The following is a 24,747-nucleotide window of genomic DNA, read 5'->3' as shown; positions in this document are numbered from 1 at the left end:
CAGCCGCCTCAGCCTGCTGCGTTCCTGCCCGGCGATGCGGCTTCGGCTGCACGGTCGGGATGCGCCGCCTGAAAGGCCGGCATTGCGGCGCACTTGGCGTCGATCGCGACGATGCGCTTGAAATCCGTGAGATCGACGCCCCAGCGGCGGGCGTTATAAACTTGCGGGACAAGGCAGAGGTCCGCCATTGTCGGTGCATCGCCGAAGCTGAAGGCTGCGCCAGCTGCGCCGATCATCGCTTCCAGTTTGCGCAGTCCGTCGGCGATGAAATGCTTCATCCATTCCTCGCGGGCATCCGCCTTCTCGGTCAGGGTCATGACATGCGACACGACGTGCATGTTGCAGATCGGATGGATGTCCATGGCGATTGCATAGGCAAGCGCGCGCACATGCTGGCGATCGGCACTGTCTGCGGGCAGCAATCCGCATTCCGGCCGAATCTCGGCCAGATATTCGATGATCGCCAGCGACTGCGTCAGGGGCCTTCCATCGATCACCAGGGTCGGCACGAGCCCCTGCGGGTTGAGCGCGAGATAATCAGGCTTCCTGTGCGCCCCCTCCAAGAGGTTGACCGGCACCGTCCTGTAGTCGATCCCAAGCAGGTTGAGGGCGATGCGAACGCGGTAGCTCGCCGACGATCGCCAGTAGTCGTAAAGAACGACCTCGCTCATTGCGCCCCCTCTCCTCCATAGCGTTCGACGGTCTGCTCGATCGCCCCGAAGATCGAATGGCCGGCACGATCCTTCATCTCGATGCGAACCTGGTCGCCGAACTGCATGAAGGGGGTCTTCGGCGAGCCGCTTTCGATCGTCTCGATCATCCGGATTTCGGCGATGCAGGAATAGCCGTCGCCGCCGTCTTCGACCGACCTGCCCGGGCCGCCATCCCGCTTGTTGGACACCGTTCCCGAGCCGATGATCGTTCCGGCGCTGAGATGACGGGTTTTGGCGGCATGGGCGATCAGCTGGCCGAAATCGAAGGTCATGTCGATGCCGGCATTGGCCCTGCCGAAAGCCTTGCCGTTCAGGCTGACGAGGAGCGGCAGATGCAGCTTGCCGCCATCCCAGGCGTCGCCAAGCTCGTCCGGCGTCACCGCGACCGGCGAAAATGCCGAGGCCGGCTTGGACTGGAAGAAACCGAACCCCTTGGCGAGCTCTTCGGGGATCAGGCCGCGCAGTGATACATCGTTGACAAGCATCACCAGGCGGATGGCGTCGCGCGCCGCCTGCGGGTCCGATCCCATGGCGACGTCGCCGGTAATGACGGCGACCTCGCCTTCCATGTCGATCCCATAAGCGGAGTCTGCCATCACGATCGGATCGCGCGGCGCAAGAAAACCGTCCGAGCCACCTTGATAGATCAGCGGATCGGTCCAGAAGCTTGCCGGCATTTCGGCGCCGCGCGCCTTGCGCACCAGTTCGACATGGTTGACGTAGGCGGAACCGTCGGCCCATTGATAGGCCCGCGGCAGAGGTGACGCAGCGTCATGCTCGTGAAAGCGGAGCGTCGGCTGGGCGCCGGTCTCGATGCCTTCGGCAATCCCTGCAAGTCTCGGCGCCACACGCTCCCAGTCGTCGAGGGCTGCCTGAAGCGTGCGGGCGATATGACCGACTTCCGAGCAGCGGGTCAGGTCGCGGGAAACGACGACGAGGCGGCCGTCCCGGGTGGAGTCCTTTAACGTCGCAAGTTTCATGTTCCAATTCCGATGTTATCACTTGATACCGGGGGTTCCGTCGAACTTGCGTTCCAGCCCGTCCCAGCACTCGAGATAATCGTCCTGCAGCGTTTCCAGCTCGGCGGCGTATTTCGTCAGTTGCTGCGGGTATCGGGTCTCGAACATGAAGGCCATGGTGTGATCGAGCTTCACCGGTTTGAGCTCGACATTGGCTGCCTTTTCGAAGGCGAGCGCATCCGGCCCATGCGGCAACATCATGTTGTGCAGGCTCATGCCGCCCGGCACGAAACCCTCTTCCTTGGCGTCATACTGTCCATGGATCAGTCCCATGAATTCGCTCATGATGTTGCGGTGATACCAGGGTGGGCGGAATGTATGCTCGGCCACCAGCCAGCGCGGCGGAAAGATCACGAAATCGACATTGGCGGTGCCGGCATCCTCGGTCGGCGCGGTCAGCACCGAAAAGATCGACGGATCGGGATGATCGAAGAGGATGGCGCCGACCGGGGAAAATGTTCTGAGATCGTATTTGAACGGGGCATAATTGCCGTGCCAGGCCACGACATCGAGCGGCGAATGTCCGATCTCGGTGACATAGAATTTGCCGCACCACTTCACATGAACGCGGCAAGGCTTTTCCTTGTCCTCGTAGGCGGCGACAGGCGTCTTGAAATCGCGCGGGTTCGCCAAGCAGTTGGCACCGATCGGGCCACGCTCCGGCAGCGTGAATTTGGCGCCGTAGTTCTCGCATATATAACCACGCCAGAGGGTCTGCTCGCCTGATGTGAGGATCTTGAACATCATGCCGCGGGGGATGAGGCATATTTCGGCGGGCTCGACATCCATGATGCCCATTTCGGTGAACACCCTGAGGGCGCCGAGCTGTGGCACGATCAGCAGTTCGCCATCGGCGTTGAAGAAATAGTCATCGACCATGTCCTCGTTGAAGACATAGGCGTGGGCTGACATGCCCACCTGAGTCGTGGCGTCGCCGGCCGTCGTGATCGTCCGCACCCCTTCCAGAAAATTCAGTCTTTCCTCGGGCGCAGGGATAGGGTCCCAGCGAAGCTGGCCCAGCGGCCGCGAATGCTCGTCGAGGCAGGGCGCGGTCTTCCAGAGCGGATAGGAGGCGTTCGAGAAGCGGCGCGTGTGGCGCACGCTCGGGCGAATGCGGTAGAGCCAGGACCTTTCGTTCGTCCCGCGCGGTGCGGTAAACGGCGAGCCGGAAAGCTGCTCGGCATAAAGACCGTAATTGCATTTCTGCGGGCTGTTCTGGCCCTGCGGCAAAGCGCCGGGAAGCGACTCGGTTTCGAAGTCGTTGCCGAAGCCCGGCATATATTTCACTTTTTCTGCCGCCGCTGCTTCACCGCCGGAAGCCTGGATCGATGTCTGGTCCATTGCTCAACTCCTCCCCGAAACTCAAGGCCCGAAAACTCCGGCGCCGCGCGCCTTTCAGACGCACCGGCGCCCGTAGAGTTTACTCCGCTGCGGTCCCGATGACACCACGCTTGATCTGATCGGCCTCGATCGACTCGAAAAGAGCGCGGAAATTGCCTTCGCCGAAACCCTCATCACCCTTGCGCTGGATGAATTCGAAGAAGATCGGGCCGATGACGGTTTTCGAGAAGATCTGCAGCAGGATTTTCGTCATGCCGCCATTCACCACACCTTCGCCGTCGATGAGGATGCCATGCTTCTTCATGCGCTCGATGGGTTCGCTGTGGCCATTCACACGTTCATAAGACATGTCGTAATAGGTCTCCGGAGGCCCCGGCATGAAGCGCAGCCCGTTGTCGGCAAGCCGGTCGGTGGCCCCGTAAATATCCTCGGTGCCGACGGCGATGTGCTGGATGCCCTCGCCCCGGTACTTCTTCAGATATTCCTCGATCTGGCTGGTGTCGTCCTTGGATTCATTCAGCGGAATGCGGATCTTGCCGCAGGGCGAGGTGATGGCGCGGCTGACCAGACCGGTGATGCGGCCATCAATATCGAAGAAGTGGATCTGCTTGAAGTTGAACAGCTCGCGGTAGAAATCCCACCACTTGTCCATGTTGCCGCGGAAGACGTTGTGGGTGAGGTGATCGAGATAGTAGAAGCCAATGCCTTCAGGGCGCGGGTTACGCTCACCCAACCAATCGAATTCGGCATCGTAGGCCGATCCCTTGGCGCCATAGGTCTCGACGAAATAAAGCAGCGAGCCGCCAATACCTTCAATCGCCGGGACGTCCAGCATCTTGTCATCGCCTTCATAGGGAACGGCGCCTTTCTTCACCGCATGGTCGAAGGCGTGTTTGGCGTCGACGACACGCCAGGCCATCGATGCGGCGCAGGGACCGTGCTTTTCGACGAAGCGGGCGGCGTGACTGCCGGGTTCGGCATTGACGACATAGTTGATGTCGCCCTGGCGCCAGACGGTGATGTCTTTTGTCTTGTGCCGCGCGACGGCGGCGTAGCCCATGCGTGTGAAGAGCTCGCTGAGCTTCTCCGGCTCGGGGTGCGCGAACTCGACGAATTCGAAACCGTCGGTGCCGGCCGGGTTGTCGGCGGTGATTTCGGACGGCGGTGCATCATGTGGGAAAGGACCCATTTTCTCCTCCTGAAGATTGGAGTTTGACTGTGCAAAGTGTGGCCCAAAACGCGCGCAAAGTTCTTGCATTCTTTATGCTCACAGAAGATATTATGCACGGTTCGTGAGTATTTTGGAGATTTTGCGCAATGGATGAACAGTTGGACAAATTGGATCTGCGCCTGCTCCAAGAACTGCAAAAGGATGGCAGGCTGACGAACAACGAGCTCGGCGATCGCATCGCCCTTTCACCCTCGCAATGCTCGCGCCGGCGCACGCGGCTGGAGTCCGAGGGCTATATCCGCAGCTACCGTGCCTATCTCGATCGGGAGAAGCTGGGGCTGGACATGCTGGTGGTCATTTCGGTGACGCTTGCCACCCACAACAGGGATAATGCCCGGCGGTTTTCCCAGCTGATCAACGGACTGCCGGAGGTTCTCGAAGCCTATGCGCTGACCGGCGAAATGGACTATCACCTGAAGGTCGCGACCCGCGGGCTCGCCGACCTCTCCAAATTCGTCAACGACGTTCTCCTGCCGCACGAGTCAGTGCAGCACGTGAAAACCTCGATCGTGCTCGACACACTGAAGACATTCGAAGGTTTTCCGGTACGCATGCCGGGCAGCTGGTACGGCGACGGCACACGATGATCCCCACTCATCACCAATCGGAGACTTATTTGGCGACAAGCGTCAAAGCGGCAGTTCGGTCGAGAATTTCAGCTCGCGCAGCACGAAGCTCGACACGACGGTGCGTACATGCGGGTTGCGCATGAGGTAACGCGTCATGAAGGCTTCGTAGCTTTCCACGTCACTTGCCCGGATCTTCAGCATGTAGTCGAAGGCGCCCGACAAGGCGTAACACTCCATGATCTCCGGGCGTTCCAGCACCACCGAAGCGAAGGAGGCGACCGCCTCTTCGTGGTGATCCTCCAGCGTCACATGGGCGATCACGCAGAGTTTGAGATCGAGTTTGCCGGGATCGAGCAGCGTCACGCGCTTGCGGATAATGCCGTCGGCTTCCAGTTCCTGGATCTTCCGCCAGGCGGAGCTCTGCGACATGCCGGCCTTCTCCGCCAGGTCCGCCAGCGACAGGCTGCCATCGGCCTGGATGAGTTTCAGTAGCTTGCGGCGAAAGTTCCCATTTTCTTTCATTTTCGTTCTGCGGGTCGAGAATATTTTTCATCAGTATGGCGAAGCACGGCACAAAAGAAAAGAAAATCCGCCCGGCACGGAGCATAATCGCAGAAATAGCGCCATTCCGGGAGGATCAGCCGATGACCAAAGAAAGCAGCTACACCGCCAAACTGCCCGGCCCGGACGGCCTCTACGACTACAGCCCCGAGGAGGATGCGATCTGGGGCGAACTCTACCGGCGCCAGATGAAGATATTGGCCGACACGGCCTGCCAGGAATATCTGGATGGCGTCAAACTGCTGGGCTTGAAGCCGGAGAGAGTGCCTCAGCTTCTCGATGTGAACAGACGCCTCAACGAGACCACCGGCTTCGGCGTCGAAGGCGTGCCGGCGCTCATTCCGCCCTCGCGCTTTTACGAACTTCTGTCGCAAGGCAAATTCCCGCTGGCCACCTTCCTGCGCCGTCGCGAACATATCGACTATATCGAGGAACCGGACCTGTTTCACGAGGTCTTCGGCCATTGCCCGCTGCTGACCAATCAGAGTTACGCCAATTTCGTCCGGCATTTCGGCGAAACGGCCATGCGCCTCGGCAAGGGCTATTCATGGCATTTGTTCCGCATCTTCTGGTTCACGGTTGAATTCGGCCTGATCAATACGCCGCAAGGCCGCCGCTGCTTCGGCGCCGGCATCGTCTCATCGCCGAGTGAGGCGAAGGCGGCAACCGAAGGCACGGCCTGCGAATTCCGGCCGTTCGATTTGTTGAGCGTTCTCAGGACGCCCTATCGCATCGATATCCTGCAGCCGATCTACTATGTCATCGACAGCTTCGCCGATCTGGAGGCGATCGTGGAGCAGGATATCGGCGGCACGATCCTCAAGGCGAAATCGCTGGGTGATTTTGCCCCGGCTTTCGAAGCCAAGGCATCGTAATCGCTGACACGGCGGAGCCAAGTGGATTTGCAGGCCGGCGCGGCTCACTTCGGGGCGGCCGGGCTGCGATTGACGAAATCGACAAGGACACCCGGCTTGACCATGCCGGCCAGTTCTTCGGCGTCCCAATTCGTCAGCCGCACGCAACCATGCGAGCCGACCTTGTCAATGAGCTTGGGCTCCGGCGTCCCGTGGATTCCATAGGTCGGCTCGGTCAGGTCGATCCAGACGCTGCCGACCGGCCCGTTCGGCCCCTTCGGGATCGTCAGGACCTTGTCGTTCTTTCCCTGCTTGAAGTTGCGCTTCGGGTCATATCGGTAGACCGGCATCCTCGCGACGCCCTTGACCTTGTGCTTTCCCGAGGGCGACGGGTTGTCTTTGCTGCCGATCGTCGCGGGATAGACGGCCAGCAAAGATCCGTCCTCGGCATAGGCCAGCACCTGCCCTATCTTCTTGTCGGCCTCGATCTTCTTGACCTTGCCTTCCCTTGCCGGGCCGGGGTCGACGACCCACACCGTGTCTCCAGGTGCAAACCGCGAAGCCGGGTTGAGCGCGTTCAAGAGATCGAGACCCATATGAAAGCGTTCGGACAACTTCTCCGCAACGCTGGTATAGCCGAGGCTCTGCATCTTTGCCTTCTCGCCGTAATCCTCGGGGATCGTCTCGACGAGACCCGTGGCGTCCTCGGGCGAGACGACGTAGCTCCTGATAATGGCGACATTGTCTTCCAGGCGGGAAACGACCTCGGGATCCGGCCTGCCGTCGACAGGAAGGTTGTTCATGGCCTCGAAGCCGGCCACGGCCTTATTGACATTCTCCCCGGATAGCCCGTCAATCACGCCGGGAGATGAACCCGCCCGGTCGAGCAGGACCTGAAGACGGACGATCGCTGGGTCCAGATCTGCGGGCGACGGCTTTGCCGTCTCGATGTCGGCAATCGAGGCGGCATTGATCGCTTCGGGTCGGATATCCCGCGCGGCGACGCCGCCAACGGAGATGGCCAGCGCGAGCAGCGAAATCGGCAGGGTTGTTTTCATGGACGACAAATGGCCGGCGTGGGAATTTGTTCCCACGCGGACTGCGCAGGCCCGGGACTGTCTCTGCGGCCGGTCCGGCCCCTTGCGACAACTGCGGTCACGGCGTCTTCGCGCGCTTCCTGGCCTCGCGTGATCTTGCCGCGCGGCGGGCGGGCCTCAGCTCTTCGATCGTCGGCAGCCACCATCTGGCACCTTGGAGGGGCGGTGTTTTTGCCGGCCACGTACGGACAAGCTCTTCGAATGTCGGCGCCCGCCAATATCCCCAGAGGTCATCCTCGTTGACGCCGGGATAGAAGTCCACAACGGGGTCGGGATCGACCAGTTCGCCGGTGATTTCCGTAAACACGACGATCCCATAGGAGGTGGCCACCGGACGTCCTATCGGCGGCAAGTCGCCGGCGTAAAGCGGGTGGCGATGGCGCTTTCGTTCGGCCGAGCGAAGCCTGCTGCGCAGATCCTGTTCGCTCCCCTTGCGCTCCTCGGCGCGCCGTCGTCTCTCCTCCGGCTCGTTTCTGCGAGCGGCCGCTTCAATGTCGGCCCATCTGCGTCTCAAATCCTCATAGGATCGGAAGGGGACGTGCCAGAGGCGAAGGTCGCCGTCCCACCGCGCGAACGGCACTTCGCGCAGCTCGCCGACTACGGTCTTCGAATAGGGTGTGCGGATTCGAAAGCCTGCTTTGCCGAGTTCAAGATATGGACTGTCGATAGGATCGAAGGCGAAGGCATCGCGCCCTTTCGCATCCGCATGCGCGTCGGCCTCGGCCTCCAGCTCGGCAAGCCATCGTCCGATGCGGCGGGATGCCGTGCTGCCGGGAACGAACCAGGCCTTGCGATCATCGCTCCAGCGGGCGCGCGGGAAGCGTCTTCGGAACTGCTCGACAGTCATCCTGTCGTAGGGAAATGAAACATCCGCACCGGGCTTTCGATCGTCTTCGCCGGAGGGCGCCGCGTCGGGAGATTTTGTTTCGGTCATGCGAGGAGAACGCTTGCGCACCGGGATCGGTTTCCAAGCGCAGTGGGCCGCCGTACAGGTCACATTGAAAGGGTCACCCGTCCCGTCATTGCCAGGGCCGAAGCTAGTGAACCGTCTTCGACGGCTTTTCAGGGTGGGAAATGTTATGCAGCGTCGCCATGAGCTTCTCGAACTCGTTCAGAACCCGATTGAACTCTGCGTCCTGCATGGTGACGATTTCCGATATCGTCGAGGAGACCGATGCAATAAGCTTGTCGATCCAGACACAGCGATCGGCCGGCATGTTTCCGAGAACCTCCTGACGCAGCGTCTTCAGCTCACGAAGGATGCGCATGATAAGGGCTCCCCGCTCCGCCCTGCTCAGGAACGGAAGCCTTGTCTGCGCCTGGTGGATTTCTGCTATCAGCGTCGTCGCCATCCCCACTCTCCGCCCTCAAATACAACCGGATATCACAACCGGTACGATTACAACACGGACTTTAGTCTGGCCTGCCCGCTCCGCGCGATTTCGTACGCCTCACCGCGGCCATTGGCTAGTTGCTGGTCGCGACCAGATCCGACATGTCGCAGCTTCGCCGCGGTCCGTCCCAGGGTTGAAAACTATTGTCTTCCGGCCGGTATGATCGATAGCGAGCGGCGCATCGGGCAGCTGCCTGCGCATTCACTTTGATACCGCCGCCGTCATCGCTTTCGGCGACATTCTGCTGAAACGGCGAAGAGCATTCGCGGGTCTCGCCGCTGTAGGATCGGTAGCTATTGGTCGCCGGATCGAAGGAGCGGTAGCGCTGCGCGCACCAGGCGTGATGCTGGAGGGACAATTCTGGCTTCGGCGTCTGCAGCTTGCTCGCCGGGCGAGCGGGCTGCGCCGTTGTCCTTGACGCCACGGTCGCCGGCGCTTCGGTGACATAGCTGGAATAGAGCGGGGCAATTCTTTCATAATGCTGTTGGCGAGGATCGATTTTCACCGGGCTCGCCGTCCAGAGATCACCCGCGGCCAATTCCGGGAAAGCGTGCGGTTCGGAATCCGCCACGACGTGCGAGGCAACCGATACCGCGGCCAAACAGGCGCCAACCGAACTGACGATGCCGAAGGCGACGGATGCAACGGCGTTCATTGGCCCGCCCCCTGCTGCTCTGCCTGGGGAACCCAAACGCGCGGCCCGGCACTGCTGTGGCCGCCGGTGGCGACAAGGGCGGCGAGAATGCCGGCGATTGCGAGCAGGATAGCGATCAGCGGCACGGCCAGGCCAGCGGATTTTTCTTCGGAATAGATCATAGTCCTTCTCCCTGGTCCCGGCGGCACAGATGGCCGCCGGGCATCGCGGCGCTCTACGCCGAGATGATGTAGACGATGGAGAACGACGAGGGATCGACGATGACGATCCGGCCGTCCGCCAGGATGAAGAAACGATAGGCCCTGTACTGCGGCACGATCTCGACGATCCGCGGCGGCAGCGGTTCAAGCCTGATCTTCTTCGGGATGGTGGTACCAACCGAGACAGTGAAATCGGTCTCCCGAACCGGCTCGACGTGAACCTCCTTCACGACGCTGCGGATTTCCGTCTGCTGCTCGACCGAGATGTTCACGTTGGTGGTGGTGTTCGTCTGGGACTTGCCGCTGTCGACCGAGGTGTTGCTGTTCGACTGCGTCTCGGTCGAACCGCCGGAAGGCTTCGCCTCGCCCGACTTCTGGGTTTCGCCGGCGCCAGTCGATGTGCCGGCATCCTTGCTGCCGGCAGGCTGCTGGCTTTCCGTCGAAGGTTGGCCGGGATCGGTCGTCTTCGAGCTGTCCGAAGTTCCATCCGAGCCGGCTTCGCCGGAGCCTCCGCTCTGTGTCTTCGCATCCGACTGCGTCTTGGCGCCGGGATCGGTCGCCTGGCCAGAGGATCCCTCCGTGGTGGTTCCAGAGGATGCACCCGACGAGTTTCCGCCGGAGCTGGAAGGCTGCTGCGTACCCTGATCAGTCGCTGTGCCCGGGTCAGTTGCTGTACCCGGGTCAGTTGCTGTGCCCGTGCCGCCCGGCGCGGCGGCGCCGGAATCCGGCTGCTCAGTCGTAGCGCCGCCGGACTGGCCGCCTTGAGCGGCACCCTTCTTCGGGATGATCGGCGCATCCTGCGCCGAGGCGGAGATGAGGCCAACCGGCGAAACGCCGATCGAGAGTGCTGTCATCAGGACGGCAAATGTCTTGGTCTTCATAACGATCTCTCTGCTTTTTTCGGCCGCACGACGACGCTGCCGTCCATCGTGCGGCTGGTTCTGAAAGATGATTTTCGGAAGCAAGACGCGGAAGAGCCGCGTGTACGATCAGGTCACTTGATAACCTGGATCACCTTGCGAGACGACGGTTCGACTATGACGCGCTGGTCATTGACCACCGCGTAAGCATATGTCGGGTCGTCCGGGATAGGCGTCACGACGACCGTTTCCGGCAACGGCTGGCCGACGACAACTTTTTCCTTCACCACCACGCGCGCAGACGGTGCCGGAGCTTCGCGGACATAGGTGACGACCTTTTCCGGCGGCGGATCGATCGCCGTGCCGACAACTGCGCCGGCAACGCCGCCGATAGCAGCGCCGGCGGGACCACCGACGATCGCTCCCGTGACAGCGCCGCCCGCCGCCCCGTTGACGGTCGAGGACTGGGCGAATGCGACGCCCGACATCAGGGACACGGCGGTTGCCGCGCCGGCAATAAGCTTCAAGAGCATATTTTCCTCCTTCTGTTACAACACGGCCTTCGCGACCGCTGCCAGACCAACTAGCTGCGCACCGGGTCGTTCCGGGTCTCGGACCTCAGTCTGAGGGGTCCCGGCCCTTGGTCCGAAACCCATTTCAATAATCGTCGCCGGCGCTATTTAAGGATCGCAGGGGCTCCGCGTGGGCATGGCAGGAGACTGAGGGAGATGACACGATCCAACCGCCGGGAAGCCGGACGCAGGCGCCTGGCGATGCGCCTGCCGCAGATACGGACGCTGATCATGGAGGCGCGCGAGCCCTGGCAACTCGAGCTTTTCGAGGCCTATCAGATGGCGGTCGAAGCACGCGATCGCCTTCGGCGGCGACGGTTCAATCTGAAGCTGGTGCGGGAATATGACGAGACCTGTATCGAGATCGAGCAGCACGTCATCGACGCGATGCACGAACCCTCCCGTACAAACTACTCGATGGTCCCTTAATCAAAGCCTCCGCGCCGATCAGGCGGTGCGCTCTGCATTTTGATCTGCGGCTGGAACAGTTACGGAAGGCGGCCGGCGACGATGAACGCGCTCATGTCTCCGCAAGGGCTCGCGCCGTAGCGCGACGCTACCTGCTCCGCCACCTCATCAACGATCTCGGACATGCGCTCCGGCGACCGCCCCTCGATCTCTCCTCTGAGCGGCGAACCCTTGCAGAATGCCGCCGCAACGTCGTGGGCGGTGGCCGCGACCGAGGCCAACGTCACCCGATCACAGGAAACCGTCTCGAATCCCGCCGACGAAACCTGTGGCTTGATCGCTCCGGGGTCAAAATAGGAGTATGGCAAACGTTCGAGGAAATCCGGGGGATCGGACGGAAAGAGCCTTCTCAGACATTCGTCCACACATCTTGCGAAGTCGTTGGCCGCAAGCGAATCCCATGTCGAAAACAGGAAATGGCCGCCGCTCCGCAAAACTCTTTTCGCCTCGCCATAGGCCTTCGGCTTGTCGGGAAAGAACATGACGCCGAACTGACAGATGACGAGATCGAACATTGCGTGGGCGAAGGGCAAGTTTTGCGCGTCCGCATGCATCCAATGGGTCCGCGACAGCGTCAAGGACGGGGCGCCGACGTCGATCATTGCCTGGCTGAGATCGGTGGCGACGATCTCGGCCGCCGGATCGAGCCTGGCGCGCAGAGCACGTGTCAAGGCGCCGGTCCCCGCCGCGACTTCGAGCACGCTAACGGGTTTTAGCCGTTCGGCGACGTTCGCCATCTCCAACGCATAGGGTTCGAAGAGGATCGGCACGAGAAGCGCTTGGTAAAGGTCGGCTACGCCCTCCCCGAACGGTGTTGGAGAGGTGGAAAATGCGGCATCTGCGCCGCCTTCGATGTCCGCAGAAATTGTCACGCATGCGTCTCCGAAACCAACTCCGTCGAACGGAAAATATGGCTGAATCGGCCATTGTCCACCGTAGTCGGACCATGGTCCCAACCCTCTTCGACCGAAGTCCCCGGCGTGGAACGGGGGCCTGGCGGCGTCGTTTGAAAGACACGGAAGGAGATCCGCACATGAACCGCAATAACAGATCCCATGTGAATGACGCCTGGAACGTCTCCGTCATCGCTCTCGTCGTCGTTCTGGCCGGCCTTCTCTATGCCTTCGGCGCAGCCATGTCAGGCGACGGCTTCCGGTTGACCGAGAGCATCAGAGGCGCCGAGGTCTTCGATACCAGGAATCTGCCCTGATCCTGTCTGGAAAAACTCTAAAGACGCTGTAGGTTAGTCGGCAAATCACTTGCCGGTATCAAAATGAATTGGCTTCGCCGCTGGAATGCCCGCTCACTCGCCTCCCAATTTTTCATCGCGGGCGGCTTGGTCTCGATCGCCGTCATGTTTCTGGTCGGTGTTCTCGTGACCCATCTGATCGAGGAAGCCGTCATTCATAATTCCGGCGCGGCAACGGCGCTCTACGTCGACAGCGTCGTGGCGCCGCTGCTTCCCGACATGCAAACGGAATCGCTATTGGATGAAGGCACCGCCCAGGCGCTGGACGAGACGCTCGGCCAGGGCGCGCTCGGCAGGCGCCTTATCTCGTTCAAGCTGTGGCGAAACGACGGCACCATTCTCTATTCGAACGTGAAAGAACTGGTGGGCCAGAAGTTTCCCGTAAGCGACAAGCTGCAGAAGGCATTCGCCGGGTCGCTCGTTGCGCGCTACGAGATCGCCGAAGACCCGGAAAGCGGCGTCGAGCGCGCGCTCGGCAAGCCGTTGATGGAAATCTACAACCCGGTTCTGCAGCCGTGGTCGGGCCAGGCGGTCGCCGTGCTCGAATTCTACGAGACGGCGGAGGGTCTCGCCAACAGTCTGGCACGTGCGAGGCTGCGGAGCTGGGGCGCGGTTGCAGCCCTCACGGGGGTGTTTTTCCTCGTTCTCTCCGCTCTGGTATTTCGGGGCAGCCGCACGATAGAGGCGCAGCGCAAGGATCTCAAAGAACGGGTGACGGAATTGTCGGCGCTGCTCTCCGAAAATCGCGGGCTCCAGCGGCGGCTGCAGCGCGCCTCGCAACGGGTGGCGGCACTGAACGAAACATATCTGCGCAGCATCGGCGCCGATCTGCACGACGGGCCGGCACAGCACATCGCCTATGCTTCACTGCGACTCGACAGCGATCTCTTGATCAACGCGTCTACCAAACCGGAAGCCCGGGAAAAGGAACTTGCCTGGATCCGCTCGAGCCTGGCCGAGGCGATGACGGAGATCCGCAATATCTGCAGCGGATTGGTGCTGCCGCAGATCGAAAAATCCACGATCGGCGAGATCGTGATGCGGGTCGTCGAAGCGCATCAGCACAAGACCGAAACGCTTGTCGAAACAATTATCGACGAGGATGGACCCGAACTCGCGACTGCCGTAAAGATCTGTATCTATCGCTTCATCCAGGAAGCCCTGAACAACGCCTATCGCCACGGCGGCGGTGTTGAGCAGACCGTGAAAGCCGTGTCGCACAACGGTCATGTCAGTGTCGAGGTCAGCGATCGTGGCGATGGTTTCGACCCGGCGGAAGTGAGGCCGACAAGCCTCGGCCTGGTGGGGCTTCGCGAGCGCATCGAGAGCCTGGGGGGATCCTTCGATATCAAGACAGGCGAAGGAGGAACGACCGTGACCATGACCTTCGAGCCTATGGAAGTTGGAGACTAGAGAGATGACAGCAATCACCGTCGGCGTCGTGGACGACCACCCGCTTTTTCGCGAGGGCGTAACGCGCAGCTTGTCGGAGATGAGCGACTTCGTGGTTATCGGCGAAGGCGCCAGCAGCGAAGACGCCGCCATGATCGCTTCGAACAACCGCCCCGACGTCATGCTTCTCGATGTCTCGATGCCCGGCGGCGGATTGGCTGCGATCAGCGACGTCCTGGAGCACAGTCCGGCGACGAAAGTGCTGATGTTGACCGTATCCGAAGAAGTGGACACGCTGCTTGGCGCCCTGCAACGCGGGGCGATGGGCTATGTTCTCAAAGGTGTCGGCTCCCGTGGTCTCGCCGAGGCGATCCAGACCGTCCTCAGCGGATCACGATATATCTCGCCGACGATGTCGGCAAAGGTCATGGAGAATTCGCTGAATGGCGCAGCCTCCGACAAGAACGGTCTGACGCCACGGGAACGCGAGGTGATGGATCTTGTCGCTCAAGGCCTTTCCAATAAGCATATCGGCTTGCGCCTCAACTTGCAGGAAAAGACCGTGAAGCACCATATGACCCAGATTCTGAGCAAACTCGGCGTCTCGAACAGGACCGAAGCGGCCCTGCAATGGCGCGAACGGCGGTAGCGCCGACGGCGGCGGAAAATCTGAACCCCGTTCTCAATTAAAGAGTTAGAGCATGATGGCGTCCGAATCTCTTTACACCTTTCGGCGTCATGCTCTAGCGAAGGTAGCGGCTCAGCCGGCGGGTGTCGTTGGCCGTCGCCTGACGACTTATGATCGTCCTGCCTTTCGCATCCTTCATGACATAGCGGCCGCTGCGCAGGCTCTCGGTGATGCCATTCGCGTGGCGAACGTTGATCGATCCGTCGGAACCCGCGGTTGCTCTCGCCCCCAAGTCTTTCGACGACGCGGCGGCGGAGGATGACGCGTTGCTGCCGGAGTTTCCGCCACCACTGTTGCCGGATCCACCGTTGCTGTTTCCTCCCCCGCCGCTATTCCCTCCCCCGTTGCCGTTCCCACCCCCTCCGCTATTGCCGCCGCCACCGCTGTTGCCGCCGCCATTGCCGTTATTGCCATCTTTTGCCTGCGCGTGCTTCACCGCCAGATGGGGAAGGGAGCCGCCGAGATTGATCGACAAAGGCGATGCGGCAACAACGAGGGCGACGGCAGCGCTGCCGCCCGATCTCAGAAAATCGCGTTTCGAGAAAGTCATGCCGTAGCCTCGTTCATCTGTTCTTCGCCATTCCTACCGTTATTGGACGCATGAGAATTTTCGCCTTTCCGACCATTAAATGCAACCGGACCTAGGTACTACAAAAGGCGGGACTTTGGTCCGGCGCCAGATTACCAAATGGATGGGCGCAGAAAACGCGAGCGGCCTTTGGCTGTAATATTCTCGCCTTTCTTACCAAGGTGTTGCTGCCTGAGGCGTGGACGCATTTTTCTGGAACTTCTTTCTTTGTCATCGCTTTGTTTATCAAACTGCAACAGAGGAAGCCCCCGATGCCAAACCCGAACGAATCCCCTGCCGTCCAATCCATGAAAAAAGAGCAGGCAGAGCAGCGAAAGCAGGCCCGAAGGGGCGAACTCGACAAGGCGATCGAAGACACGTTTCCCGCATCCGATCCGGTGTCGGTCACCCATACCTCCATTCCCGTCGGCCGCAGCGATGTCGAGGCGGCTGAGCGCGTGAAGCGCGAGCCTGATCCGACGGCGCTGGATCAAGATTATCCGCTGGTCGATCAAGCCCTACGCCCGACCGGCTACGACCGCGAGGAGTTGCGCGCACTGCAGAAAGAAGCCGGCCGCATGGCGGAGTCCGCCTCGGAACTGGCGTCCGGAACGGCCCGCCTGGCAAAGGCGGAAGCGAAGAGTTTCGTTCAGGACATCGAGGATCGGATACGCCGGCAGCCGCTGACCGCCGCGGCGATCGTCGCCGGCATCGCTTTTGTCTACGGCGCGACGCGTTGAGGTCTAGGTCATGGCGACGCGATGGACCGGCGGCTGCCTCTGCGGATCCTGCCGGTATGAGTTCACCGGCGACACGCCGCATTCGGGTTACTGCCATTGCGACATGTGCAAGAAGGCGACCGGTGGTCCTTTCGCGGTTCTTGTCCAGGCCAGAGTCGAAAAACTCGTGTGGACGGATGCTGCTCCCGCCGTTTACCGATCCTCGCCTATTGCAACGCGCGGTTTTTGCAGCACGTGTGGGACGCCACTTTACCTCCAGTACGACGGTGATGAGTTGATCCGCGTGACGGCCGGCTCGCTCGATCACCCCGAGCGAATTCAACCGGCGGGGCACTATGGCGTGGAGAGCCGCCTTGCCTGGGCCGATTGCGGGCGCCGGCTTCCGGAGGAAGTGTCACAGGAGCGGTTCTAGATTATGGTCGCGTCGCCTCGACATCAGATCCATGAAAATCGCGACCTATAACGTCAATGGAATAAACGGGCGGCTGGACATCCTGCTGCGCTGGCTGTCGGAGGATGTCCCCGATGTGGCCTGCCTCCAGGAGCTGAAAACCGACGACGCCAGGTTTCCGCGAAGGGAGATAGAACGGGCCGGCTACGGTGCCGTCTGGCACGGACAGAGATCCTGGAACGGTGTCGCCATCCTGGCGAAAGGCAAGACACCGATCCTGACACGGCGCGGCCTTCCCGGCGATCCCGACGATACCCATAGCCGCTATATCGAAGCCGTTGTCGACGGCCTTGTGATCGGGTGCCTGTATCTGCCGAACGGCAATCCCTTTCCCAGCGCAAAGTTCGAATACAAGCTCCGCTGGTTCCGTCGCCTGCACGCCTATGCCGCCGAACTTCTCGAAATCGAGGTGCCGTCAATCCTGGCCGGCGATTTCAACGTCATGCCGACCGAGATTGACGTCTATAAGCCGGAGCGCTGGCTGGACGATGCGCTTTTCAGGCCGGAAGTGCGCAAGGCCTATGCCCGGCTGGTGGCCCAGGGCTGGACGGACGCCGTCAGGCATCTGCATCCGAGCGAGCGCATCTACACATTCTGGAAATACTGGCGGAACAGTTTCGAACGCGACGCCGGGCTGCGGATCGACCACCTTCTGCTCAGCCCGGCAGTGGCGCCGTGGCTTCGATCGGCAAGCGTCCGGCGAAAGCCAAGGGGCTGGGAGCATACGAGCGACCATGCGCCTGTCATGATCGAGCTCGACATCCCCGAAGCTGGCGGCGTTTGAGCAGCGATATCTCGCGGAGGAGCGAGGGAACCTCACGATGCCAGCTGGCGTTAGCTTGCAAAGGAGATTGTCCATGACTGCCAATTCCATTCCCGGAAGTGATCGTGATGGGTGAAAGCAAGAATTATCTCAACACCGACGAGATCCAGGCCGACGACCAATTATCGCCGAAGCCGATCGAAGGAAAAGATCCGCCAAGGCGCGTGCGCAAAAGCGAAGAGGCCGTCGCCGAAGGCTCTGACGACACGGAGCGCATCCGGGTTCCGCCACCGGTTGCCAATCCCGATTGATTGCGATTGCGGCGCGCATTATTTGCCGGCGCCGAGATCGTAGATGCGACCCGTCAACCAGGCGGGCCAGTCTCGTTCGAAGAAGGATCTGGCGCTTTCATCGAAATTGCGGTTCGAACGGGTTGAAAGCCGGAGCTCATCGCCATCGAGCCGAACGACGATCTGCTCGTCCCGATGCGCTTCGCGTTCTTTGCGGAAGCGATATTCCTCCAAAGGGCCAGCATTTGCATATGGAAGGGATTCGCCCTCGACATCACATATTGCTCGCGCTCCGCGACTGCCGCCGCCATTGCGAATGAAAAAGTCGAGGGCGCTGAGCACGGCTTCCGAGGCGAGCGCCATGTGGCGCCATTGCACGCCGCGGACCGCTTCGGCTGCGCGGCCGTAGGCGACGCCCCCGGCACGAATGTCCGCATTCAGTTTGCGCGCTTCGATCAAGGCCCGGGCGACGCCCTCCTGATCGCAAATAATGCCGGCCTTCTCGCTCATTCGCGCCTGCACTTCCGAGCGGATCGATTTGAGGGTGAGCGAGCTCTCGCTGCGAAGTGCGGCGAGCAGCGCGGTGATACCTGCCTCTGCGACACCTGACATATCGCCCGTAGCGGCCCCCTTCGCCCTTCCGCTTGCGCTGATATGCTCGGCCGCCCGGGTGCCGAAGACCTGCCCGGCATTGAGCGCGGCGCCACCGGGCCGCGTTACGCCATGCGTGCCCGCCGCTTCGCCGACCGCGTAACAGCCGGCAAGATTGCTGCGGCCCCAGGTGTCGACCATGATGCCGCCATTCATGTGCTGGTTATTGACGGCGAACTCCAGCGGGTCGGCGGCGATGTCGATCTTGTAGCGGCGATAGAGCTCGATCGCGAGCGGGTTCATGTGCTTCAACCGATCGATCGGCATGTCCTGATCGGCACCCGCCTTGCCGAGATAGAGACGGACATCTTCGTCCAGCCTCTCCAGGCTGAACGGCAGGTCGTCGCCCGGCACCGGCAGTGGATTGCGATTGAAGTCCATGAAGACACGCCGCCCCGCGGCGGTTTCGCAATGGATGGCGAGATCCACCAGGCTCGAGCCGAAATCCAGCATGCGCGTCGCATGAAACGGCCATTGATAGCCCTTGCGGAAAACGTTCGACGCCAATTCCTGGGTGCTGCGGTAATATTGCGCCAGGAAATGATGTTCAGTACCCTCGGCATCGACCGAGTAGATATGCGGAATCGCCTGGACGTAGGTGCCCGATAGATTCCACGGGAAGCCTTCCCTGCGCGTTCCGATGCCGAACTGGCTTTCGGTCAGGTTGACGAGCTCGACGCCTGCCTCGAGCGCCAGGCCGAGGGAGCCGAAACAACCATTGGGATAGACGCTGTCGCGATAGAGTTCGCCCGGTCCACCAGCCGCGAGCACGATTACATTACTGACGAACAAGGCGATTCCGAGCGGGTTCTCCTCCATGCGATCAGCGGCGCGCATGGCAAGTATCCCAGCAACGCGGCGATCCGTTCCTTCGCCTTCGGTGAGGATTTTGACTGCGGTGGTCTGGTTGTAGAACGGCACATCGAGCCGGAGCGCCTCTTCTGCCAGCACCTTGACCATCAGGCGCGAGGTGCGCGGGCCGCAGCTGGTGGCGCGGCCGACCTCGTCATGGTCGGTCTGATATCGCAGCGTTCCACCGAGCGGATCCTGCGGCAGCGGCAGACCGAGGAACTGCAGCGACGCCATCATCCGCGACGAGCCCACGGCCTCGACATAGGCCGTGTCCTCGTCCATGGCGCCGCCGCTGCGGATGGCCCGAGCCATCGCCTTGTAATTGTCGCCCTGATCCGCCGTGTTAGCCGTGTGCAGGGTCTGCTTATCGGAACCGGAGCAGGCCGAAGTCCCGCCCCAGGCACTTTGGCTGACGATGACGACATCGTCGCCGCGCCGCTTCATTTCCACAGCTGCACGCAGACCTGCAGCACCCGATCCGACGACGACACTGCCGGCTCGATAGATCGGCACTTCGACACCGGCGAGCCGAGCCGTTGCCGAGGGACCGGCTTCAGGCGGAAGCCTGGGCATATCGACATCGGTCAGCGCGTCGAGAATTTCCTGCGGGACGTCTGTGGTCATCAGCGTTTATCCGAGCGGAATGTCCACCCAGCGCTTTTGCCGGGAAGACTCCATGCACGCATCGACGATTTGGCAGATGTGGTGCCCGGTATCGAATGTCGGCCACATCGGTCTGTTTGAGACGATCGAGCGGATCACCTCTGCCACCTCGATGATCTTGCTTTCGTTGTAGCCGATGCCGAAGTTCGGCAGAGGCAGAAAAGCTCGGAAAGTGGGGTTCTCCGGCCCCACGTCGATCTCGCGAAAACCGCGCCGTCCCGTCCGGTCATCGTTGGAGTAGAAACGCAGCCGGTTTATCTCGTCATAGGTATAGGCGATGCTGCCTTTGGTTCCATAGACCTCGTAGGTCTGCATGAACTTGCGACCGGTCGCAACTCGGCTGAAATCGACGATCCCGCCGGCGCCGTTGGCAAACCGGCATAGAAGGTTGGTCGCGTCAGGGTTGGTGATATCGGCCCAGGATTCGCCGCCTGTCAGTTTCACCTGCTCGCCATAGGCAAGCCCCTCGACGACGGGCCGGCGCGGCGTGACGATGAGATTGTCGGCGATCAGCGAACTGACGCGACCGACCAGGAAATCCATGAAGCTGAAGATGTGCGAACCCGTGTCCCCAACGATCCCGGTCGGCGCGAGCTTGCCATCGGCGCGCCACATGAAGGGCGTCATGGGATCACCGTACATGTCGACGTGCTGGCAGCCGCGAAACAGCTTGACCTCGCCGATCTCGCCTGAATCGATGATGTCTTTCGCCATGTCGTGGACGGGATTGCGTGGAAAAGCGTGTCCGACACGTGTGATCACACCCTTCTCTCTCGCGATCTCGGCCAGTTCGCGCGCTTCATCGGCGGTGTTGGCCAGTGGCTTCTCGCAGTAGACATGTTTGCCCGCCAGCAGCGCCGCCTTGGCCACCGGGTAGTGCAGATGGTCGGGCAGACAGATATCGATGAGATCAACCTGGCGATCGGCGACCGCCAGCTTCCAATCCTGATAGATCCTGGCCCCCGGCGCCCTGTTGCCAATATCCTGCGCTACGTCAGGGTTGCTGTCGACCAGCGCCACGACCCGCGCCGTTCCGTCCGACACGCCGAAGAAATGCGGAAAGGTCTGATAGGCCATCGTATGGACCTTCCCCATCCAGCCCGAGGCGCCAAGCACTGCAACTCTGACTTCAGACATCGTCGTTCTCCTTATCGGATTTCCGTGCGGGCCCGCGGCCTGGAATCGTTGCGTTCATGAGCGAAGATTGCCGAGGGCAGCGCAGGCAAACCCCTGATTAGGTCCGATCCCTTTTCGCCGACCATGATAGTAGGCGCATTGGTGTTGCAGGACGGCACGCGCGGCATAACGGAGGAATCGCAGACCCGGAGGCCTTCCAGGCCATGGACCTTGAGATCCAGCCCGACAACCGCGTCCGGTCCCGTTCCCATTTTGCAGGTGCCCACAGGATGGTGGTCGGTCTTGGCATTGGCGCAGCCATAGTCGAAAAGCTGCTCGTCGGTCATGACCTTCGGACCGGGAAGCCTTTCGGCCATGACATAGGGCTTCAGCGCCGCCTGCTGCATGATCTCGCGGGCGATCTTCAGCCCTTCCAGCGACATCTTCTTGTCGTGCGGATCGGACCAGTAGTTGGGATCGATCAAGGGTGCTGCACCCGGGTCGGCGGATGACAGACGCACCGTGCCGCGCGAGCGCGGATGCAGATAGGCGGAGTTGAGCGTCACACCCGCGTTCTTCAGCCGCTCGACGCCGGCTTCGATGCCTGATCCCAAGCCGAGGTGGAACTGGATATCGGGAGACCGCGCGTCGGGATCGGCATACCAGAAGCCGCCGGTCTCGAAGAGCGACGAGGCCACAGGACCCGTGCGGAACAGGGCATATTGAATCCCGGCCCAGAGTGTGCGGCGAAGCTTCGCGACGCCGTCATAGGTGTGATCGCCGGTGCATTCGGCGATGACGAAAAGATCCAGGTGATCCTGCAGGTTGCCGCCGACACCGGGCAGATCGTGGTTCACCTTGACGCCCACCGATGCGAGGTGATCAGCCGGCCCGATGCCGGACTGCAGAAGAAGTTTCGGCGATCCGATCGCGCCTGACGACACCAGGACTTCGCGTTCGGCTCGCACGATCTCCAAGCCGCGCGCGGTCGCGATCTCGACGCCTGCCGCCCGGCCTGCTTCGACGATGATCCGCGCGACGCGCGCGCCCGTCCGAACGGTCAGGTTCCTCCGGTCCTTGATCGGCGAGAGATAGGCGAGCGATGCCGAGGACCGTCGGCGATTGCGCTGTGTGAGCTGGTAAAATCCGACGCCGGCCTGCTGGCGGCCGTTGAAGTCGTGATTATAGGGAATGCCGAGCTCCTGGCCTGCGCGGATATAGGCGTCACAGATCGGCAGCGCTGCAGCCGGCATCGAAACACCCAGCGGACCGCCATAGGCGTGGTAGTCATCGGCGAAGCGCTGATTGTCCTCGGCACGTTTGAAATAGGGAAGGATCGAGCGATAGTCCCAGCCCTCGCAGCCGTCTTCGCTGGCCCAGAGATCGTAATCGGCCGCGTTTCCGCGCGTATAGAGCTGGGCGTTGATCGACGAGCCGCCGCCGATGACCTTCGCCTGGGTATAGCGAAGCACCCTGCCCTTCATGTGCTTCTGGGGAACGGTCTGCCATCCCCAGCTCGCCACGCCCTTGGTCATCTTGGCGAAGCCGGCAGGCATATGAAAAAGCGGATTCCAGTCGCCGCCGCCCGCTTCGAGAAGCAGCACTTTCACATCGGGATCTTCGCTGAGGCGGCTTGCCAGGACGCAGCCTGCAGGACCGGCACCGGTGATGATATAGTCGAAGCCCATTTTACTGTCCTATGTGAGGCCTGCACGCGCCAACGGATCTGCCCGCGCCTGCAAGTCCTTCGATGCGATGTGATCTGCAACTCTCAGCGCCTGACTGGCGACGGTCAGCGCCGGATTGACCGCAGCCGACGTGGGCAAGAAGCCGGCGTCGACGACGAAGAGGTTTTCGTGATCGTAGGACCGGCAATAGGGATCGAGCGGCGCCGTGGCAGGGTCGTTGCCGATGCGGATCGTCCCGCACTGATGGGACGGCGTGCGCTTATCGAAAGGTCTCGACAGCACGATTGGAAATCCGATCGACCGCAGGATCGCCTTCAGCTTGGCGACGAGCGCCAGATGGGCGTCCCAGTTGGTTCTCTGCCATTGTAGAATGATCCGATCTCCATCGACCATGACGCGGCTTTCGGGATTGGGCACGTCTTCGCTCATGGCATAGAAGTCGATGGCATGATCCGTCATCAAACGGAGAAGCCATTCCGGGCTCTGCGGCAGAGAGCCCTTCAGAACTCTTTCGGAGATACGGCCCAGGAGCTGCACATTGCCGAGCGGCGGACCGCCCTCGCCGTCGGAGAGATAGAAATCGTTGAAGGCAAAGGTCTTCTGATAGACAGCGGTGTTCCTGAACCGTGGCGAAACACCGATCACGGCGGAAGCGTTGTGGTTCATGAAGTTGCGGCCCAGCTGATCGGAAGAGTTAGCGAGGCCCCTGGGGAAGCGGTCGGTTTTCGACCGCAGCAAAAGCACCGACGATTGGACCGCCCCAGCCGAAAGGATCACGATGTCAGGCGAGACAGTCAGCATCTCACCGTCCTTGATATAGGTGACCCGGTCGATCCGGCTCCCGGCTCCGGTGTCGAGCCGCGTCACGCGCGCATTGGTTTCGAGGCGAACGTTCTTATGTTTCAGCGCCACCGCGAGCGCCGCAGTCTCGGCGTCCATCTTGCCGTCCCGTGCATTCGGATGGGCATCCCAGGGCGTGCGTGCCTTCGACAGCCAGGCGTCAAGATCGAGGCCGAGCGGCAGCGAAAACGGATGCAGGCCTTTCGCCTTGAGGCGCGCCCTGACCTCGGCGATCGGCGCCTCGTCGGGCACGGGCGGGAATTCGTAGGCAACCGAGTGATGCGGTTCGGTCGGATCGTCGCCCAGACTGCCGCGGACCTGATACATGAGCTCCGCCTTCGAATACCAAGGCTCCAGCTCTTCATAGGGGAAGGGCCAGGCCGGCGACACGCCCTCCCCATGTTCGATGACGTCGAAATCTTCCTTGCGATAGCGCGACAAGACGGCGCCGTAGAATTTCGAATTGCCGCCGACATTGTAGTAATTGCCGGGATTGAAGCCCTTGCCGTTCGCCTCGTACCAGATTTCCCTCGGTCGGAAATGCCCCCGCTGGAAGATCGCGCGCTGGTCACGATTGACGGGAAGGTCGGCAATGTGATCGCCGGCTTCGAGGATCAATATGTCAGCGCCGGTCGCGGCCAAGCCGGCGGCGACAGTGGAGCCGCCGACGCCTGAGCCGATGATGACGATGTCTGGTGAATTGCTCATCTTAGCCTCTGGCCATCACGCAATTCGCATCTGGCTGTCTGGATCGAAGAACACGGCCTTGTCGAGATTGAAGGCCAGGCGGGTGTTTTGTCCCGGCGCGATGCCGGCATCGGCGCGCAGGCGGGCGACGACGGATTTGCCGCCGAGCTTGGTGACGGCGAAGGTGTCGGAGCCGGCCGGTTCGACCACTTCGATCAGGCAATCGTCCTCGGTCAGCGAGCGCGCCTTGCGGTCGGCGCCGTCCGGATCGGTCAGCGCTTCCGGGCGGATCCCGAAGATCACCTGCTTGCCGGCATAGGCCGAGAGACCGTTGGCGCCGGCGACCACAGGCAATCGCAGCGGGGCGCCATTCGGCCGCTCCAGCGACACGGCAAGCCCGGACGCACCGGCCTCGACGGTGGCGTTTAGCAGGTTCATCGCCGGCGACCCCATGAAGTCGGCGACGAAGAGATTGGCGGGGCTGTTATAGATCTCGGCCGGCGTGCCGAACTGCTGCAGCACCCCGTCCTTCAGCACGGCGATCTTGGTCGCCAGCGTCATCGCCTCGATCTGGT

General features: G+C 61.5%; 28 protein-coding genes and 1 pseudogene. 10 read left to right on the top strand and 19 right to left on the bottom strand.

Annotation, left to right across the window (positions count from 1 at the left end; translation table 11 throughout):
* Nucleotides 1-8 precede the first annotated feature (8 nt).
* The 4 genes from maiA to hppD all read right to left on the bottom strand — a co-directional run bounded on the left by maiA (nt 9) and on the right by hppD (nt 4,262).
* Nucleotides 9-671 carry a maleylacetoacetate isomerase gene (gene maiA, locus A7X77_RS13625; protein WP_064683443.1) on the bottom strand — a complete coding sequence of 221 codons (663 nt, stop codon included), beginning with the start codon at nt 669-671 and terminating at the stop codon, nt 9-11.
* Entirely contained in the window at nt 668-1,693 is a 1,026-nt protein-coding gene (locus tag A7X77_RS13620; RefSeq protein ID WP_064683442.1) for a fumarylacetoacetate hydrolase family protein, read from the bottom strand. The genes maiA and A7X77_RS13620 overlap by 4 nt, the downstream gene beginning before the upstream one ends.
* 18 nt (nt 1,694-1,711) lie before the next feature.
* Complete coding sequence (hmgA, locus tag A7X77_RS13615; RefSeq protein WP_064683441.1) at nt 1,712-3,073, bottom strand: homogentisate 1,2-dioxygenase; 1,362 nt, start codon at nt 3,071-3,073, stop codon at nt 1,712-1,714.
* A gap of 79 nt (nt 3,074-3,152) precedes the next feature.
* A complete protein-coding gene (hppD, locus tag A7X77_RS13610; RefSeq protein ID WP_064683440.1) occupies nt 3,153-4,262 on the bottom strand; it encodes a 4-hydroxyphenylpyruvate dioxygenase in 1,110 nt (369 codons plus the stop codon).
* Nucleotides 4,263-4,390: 128 nt separating this feature from the next.
* On the opposite strand from hppD, the gene A7X77_RS13605 reads away from it, so the two are divergent.
* Nucleotides 4,391-4,891 carry an Lrp/AsnC family transcriptional regulator gene (locus tag A7X77_RS13605; RefSeq protein ID WP_064683439.1) on the top strand — a complete coding sequence of 167 codons (501 nt, stop codon included), beginning with the start codon at nt 4,391-4,393 and terminating at the stop codon, nt 4,889-4,891.
* Nucleotides 4,892-4,933: 42 nt separating this feature from the next.
* On the opposite strand, the gene A7X77_RS13600 is transcribed toward A7X77_RS13605, so the two are convergent.
* Entirely contained in the window at nt 4,934-5,395 is a 462-nt protein-coding gene (locus A7X77_RS13600) for an Lrp/AsnC family transcriptional regulator (RefSeq protein WP_064683438.1), read from the bottom strand.
* A 122-nt stretch (nt 5,396-5,517) separates the two neighbouring features.
* On the opposite strand from A7X77_RS13600, the gene A7X77_RS13595 reads away from it, so the two are divergent.
* Complete coding sequence (locus tag A7X77_RS13595) at nt 5,518-6,309, top strand: phenylalanine 4-monooxygenase (RefSeq protein WP_064683437.1); 792 nt, start codon at nt 5,518-5,520, stop codon at nt 6,307-6,309.
* Nucleotides 6,310-6,353: 44 nt separating this feature from the next.
* On the opposite strand, the gene A7X77_RS13590 is transcribed toward A7X77_RS13595, so the two are convergent.
* The 7 genes from A7X77_RS13590 to A7X77_RS13565 form a co-directional block, all read right to left on the bottom strand.
* Entirely contained in the window at nt 6,354-7,346 is a 993-nt protein-coding gene (locus tag A7X77_RS13590) for a L,D-transpeptidase family protein (protein WP_064683436.1), read from the bottom strand.
* A gap of 97 nt (nt 7,347-7,443) precedes the next feature.
* The gene (locus A7X77_RS13585; RefSeq protein WP_064683435.1) at nt 7,444-8,319 is read right to left on the bottom strand and encodes a hypothetical protein; all 876 of its coding nucleotides are present in this window, start codon (nt 8,317-8,319) and stop codon (nt 7,444-7,446) included.
* 103 nt (nt 8,320-8,422) lie between these two features.
* The gene (locus A7X77_RS13580) at nt 8,423-8,737 is read right to left on the bottom strand and encodes a hypothetical protein (RefSeq protein WP_064683434.1); all 315 of its coding nucleotides are present in this window, start codon (nt 8,735-8,737) and stop codon (nt 8,423-8,425) included.
* 115 nt (nt 8,738-8,852) lie between these two features.
* Nucleotides 8,853-9,434 (bottom strand): BA14K family protein, encoded by a 582-nt coding sequence (locus A7X77_RS13575; protein ID WP_064683433.1) that lies wholly within the window; start codon nt 9,432-9,434, stop codon nt 8,853-8,855.
* Entirely contained in the window at nt 9,431-9,595 is a 165-nt protein-coding gene (locus A7X77_RS33490) for a hypothetical protein (RefSeq protein ID WP_197486833.1), read from the bottom strand. Before A7X77_RS33490 ends, A7X77_RS13575 begins: the two co-directional genes overlap by 4 nt.
* A 53-nt stretch (nt 9,596-9,648) precedes the next feature.
* Nucleotides 9,649-10,515, bottom strand: a complete 867-nt coding sequence (locus A7X77_RS13570; protein WP_064683432.1) for a DUF1236 domain-containing protein — start codon at nt 10,513-10,515, stop codon at nt 9,649-9,651.
* A 113-nt stretch (nt 10,516-10,628) separates the two neighbouring features.
* Nucleotides 10,629-11,027: a DUF1236 domain-containing protein gene (locus A7X77_RS13565; RefSeq protein ID WP_064683431.1), complete on the bottom strand. Its 399-nt coding sequence runs from the start codon at nt 11,025-11,027 to the stop codon at nt 10,629-10,631.
* 195 nt (nt 11,028-11,222) lie between these two features.
* Here A7X77_RS13565 and A7X77_RS13560 point away from each other — a divergent pair, with 195 nt between their 5' ends.
* Nucleotides 11,223-11,495 (top strand): hypothetical protein, encoded by a 273-nt coding sequence (locus A7X77_RS13560; protein ID WP_010030741.1) that lies wholly within the window; start codon nt 11,223-11,225, stop codon nt 11,493-11,495.
* Nucleotides 11,496-11,554: 59 nt separating this feature from the next.
* Here A7X77_RS13560 and A7X77_RS13555 read toward each other — a convergent pair whose 3' ends face one another.
* Nucleotides 11,555-12,406 carry a class I SAM-dependent methyltransferase gene (locus tag A7X77_RS13555; protein ID WP_064683430.1) on the bottom strand — a complete coding sequence of 284 codons (852 nt, stop codon included), beginning with the start codon at nt 12,404-12,406 and terminating at the stop codon, nt 11,555-11,557.
* Between the two features lie 161 nt (nt 12,407-12,567).
* On the opposite strand from A7X77_RS13555, the gene A7X77_RS33485 reads away from it, so the two are divergent.
* The 3 genes from A7X77_RS33485 (at nt 12,568) to A7X77_RS13545 (ending at nt 14,824) form a co-directional block, all read left to right on the top strand.
* On the top strand, nt 12,568-12,744 hold the full coding sequence (locus A7X77_RS33485) for a hypothetical protein (protein ID WP_183838791.1): 177 nt from the start codon (nt 12,568-12,570) through the stop codon (nt 12,742-12,744).
* Nucleotides 12,745-12,807: 63 nt separating this feature from the next.
* On the top strand, nt 12,808-14,196 hold the full coding sequence (locus A7X77_RS13550; protein WP_064683429.1) for a sensor histidine kinase: 1,389 nt from the start codon (nt 12,808-12,810) through the stop codon (nt 14,194-14,196).
* Nucleotides 14,197-14,200: 4 nt separating this feature from the next.
* A complete protein-coding gene (locus A7X77_RS13545; protein WP_010029651.1) occupies nt 14,201-14,824 on the top strand; it encodes a response regulator in 624 nt (207 codons plus the stop codon).
* A 94-nt stretch (nt 14,825-14,918) separates the two neighbouring features.
* Here A7X77_RS13545 and A7X77_RS13540 read toward each other — a convergent pair whose 3' ends face one another.
* Nucleotides 14,919-15,413 (bottom strand): hypothetical protein, encoded by a 495-nt coding sequence (locus A7X77_RS13540; protein ID WP_064683428.1) that lies wholly within the window; start codon nt 15,411-15,413, stop codon nt 14,919-14,921.
* A 290-nt stretch (nt 15,414-15,703) separates the two neighbouring features.
* On the opposite strand from A7X77_RS13540, the gene A7X77_RS13535 reads away from it, so the two are divergent.
* The 4 genes from A7X77_RS13535 to A7X77_RS13520 all read left to right on the top strand — a co-directional run bounded on the left by A7X77_RS13535 (nt 15,704) and on the right by A7X77_RS13520 (nt 17,696).
* Nucleotides 15,704-16,171 carry a hypothetical protein gene (locus A7X77_RS13535; RefSeq protein WP_064683427.1) on the top strand — a complete coding sequence of 156 codons (468 nt, stop codon included), beginning with the start codon at nt 15,704-15,706 and terminating at the stop codon, nt 16,169-16,171.
* 10 nt (nt 16,172-16,181) lie between these two features.
* The gene (locus A7X77_RS13530) at nt 16,182-16,583 is read left to right on the top strand and encodes a GFA family protein (RefSeq protein ID WP_064683426.1); all 402 of its coding nucleotides are present in this window, start codon (nt 16,182-16,184) and stop codon (nt 16,581-16,583) included.
* Nucleotides 16,584-16,614: 31 nt separating this feature from the next.
* Complete coding sequence (gene xth, locus A7X77_RS13525; protein ID WP_064683425.1) at nt 16,615-17,406, top strand: exodeoxyribonuclease III; 792 nt, start codon at nt 16,615-16,617, stop codon at nt 17,404-17,406.
* A gap of 107 nt (nt 17,407-17,513) precedes the next feature.
* Nucleotides 17,514-17,696 (top strand): hypothetical protein, encoded by a 183-nt coding sequence (locus A7X77_RS13520; RefSeq protein WP_064683424.1) that lies wholly within the window; start codon nt 17,514-17,516, stop codon nt 17,694-17,696.
* Between the two features lie 18 nt (nt 17,697-17,714).
* Here the strand turns inward: A7X77_RS13520 and A7X77_RS13515 are convergent, their stop codons facing one another.
* The 5 genes and pseudogenes from A7X77_RS13515 to A7X77_RS13495 all read right to left on the bottom strand — a co-directional run.
* A complete protein-coding gene (locus A7X77_RS13515) occupies nt 17,715-19,802 on the bottom strand; it encodes an FAD-dependent oxidoreductase (RefSeq protein ID WP_064683423.1) in 2,088 nt (695 codons plus the stop codon).
* A gap of 6 nt (nt 19,803-19,808) precedes the next feature.
* Complete coding sequence (locus A7X77_RS13510; RefSeq protein ID WP_064683422.1) at nt 19,809-20,978, bottom strand: Gfo/Idh/MocA family protein; 1,170 nt, start codon at nt 20,976-20,978, stop codon at nt 19,809-19,811.
* Between the two features lie 11 nt (nt 20,979-20,989).
* Nucleotides 20,990-22,645, bottom strand: a complete 1,656-nt coding sequence (locus A7X77_RS13505; RefSeq protein WP_064683421.1) for a GMC family oxidoreductase — start codon at nt 22,643-22,645, stop codon at nt 20,990-20,992.
* Between the two features lie 9 nt (nt 22,646-22,654).
* Nucleotides 22,655-24,193: a GMC oxidoreductase gene (locus A7X77_RS13500; RefSeq protein ID WP_064683420.1), complete on the bottom strand. Its 1,539-nt coding sequence runs from the start codon at nt 24,191-24,193 to the stop codon at nt 22,655-22,657.
* A gap of 15 nt (nt 24,194-24,208) precedes the next feature.
* Nucleotides 24,209-24,747 (bottom strand): annotated as a pseudogene (locus A7X77_RS13495) (TOBE domain-containing protein); the annotation flags it as partial.

This window comes from Rhizobium bangladeshense (genome assembly GCF_001662075.1).
GTDB classification, from domain to species: Bacteria; Pseudomonadota; Alphaproteobacteria; order Rhizobiales; family Rhizobiaceae; genus Rhizobium; species Rhizobium bangladeshense_B.
The sequence above is the reverse complement of the archived record's forward strand: the minus strand, read 5'-3'. Positions and strand labels throughout refer to the sequence as shown.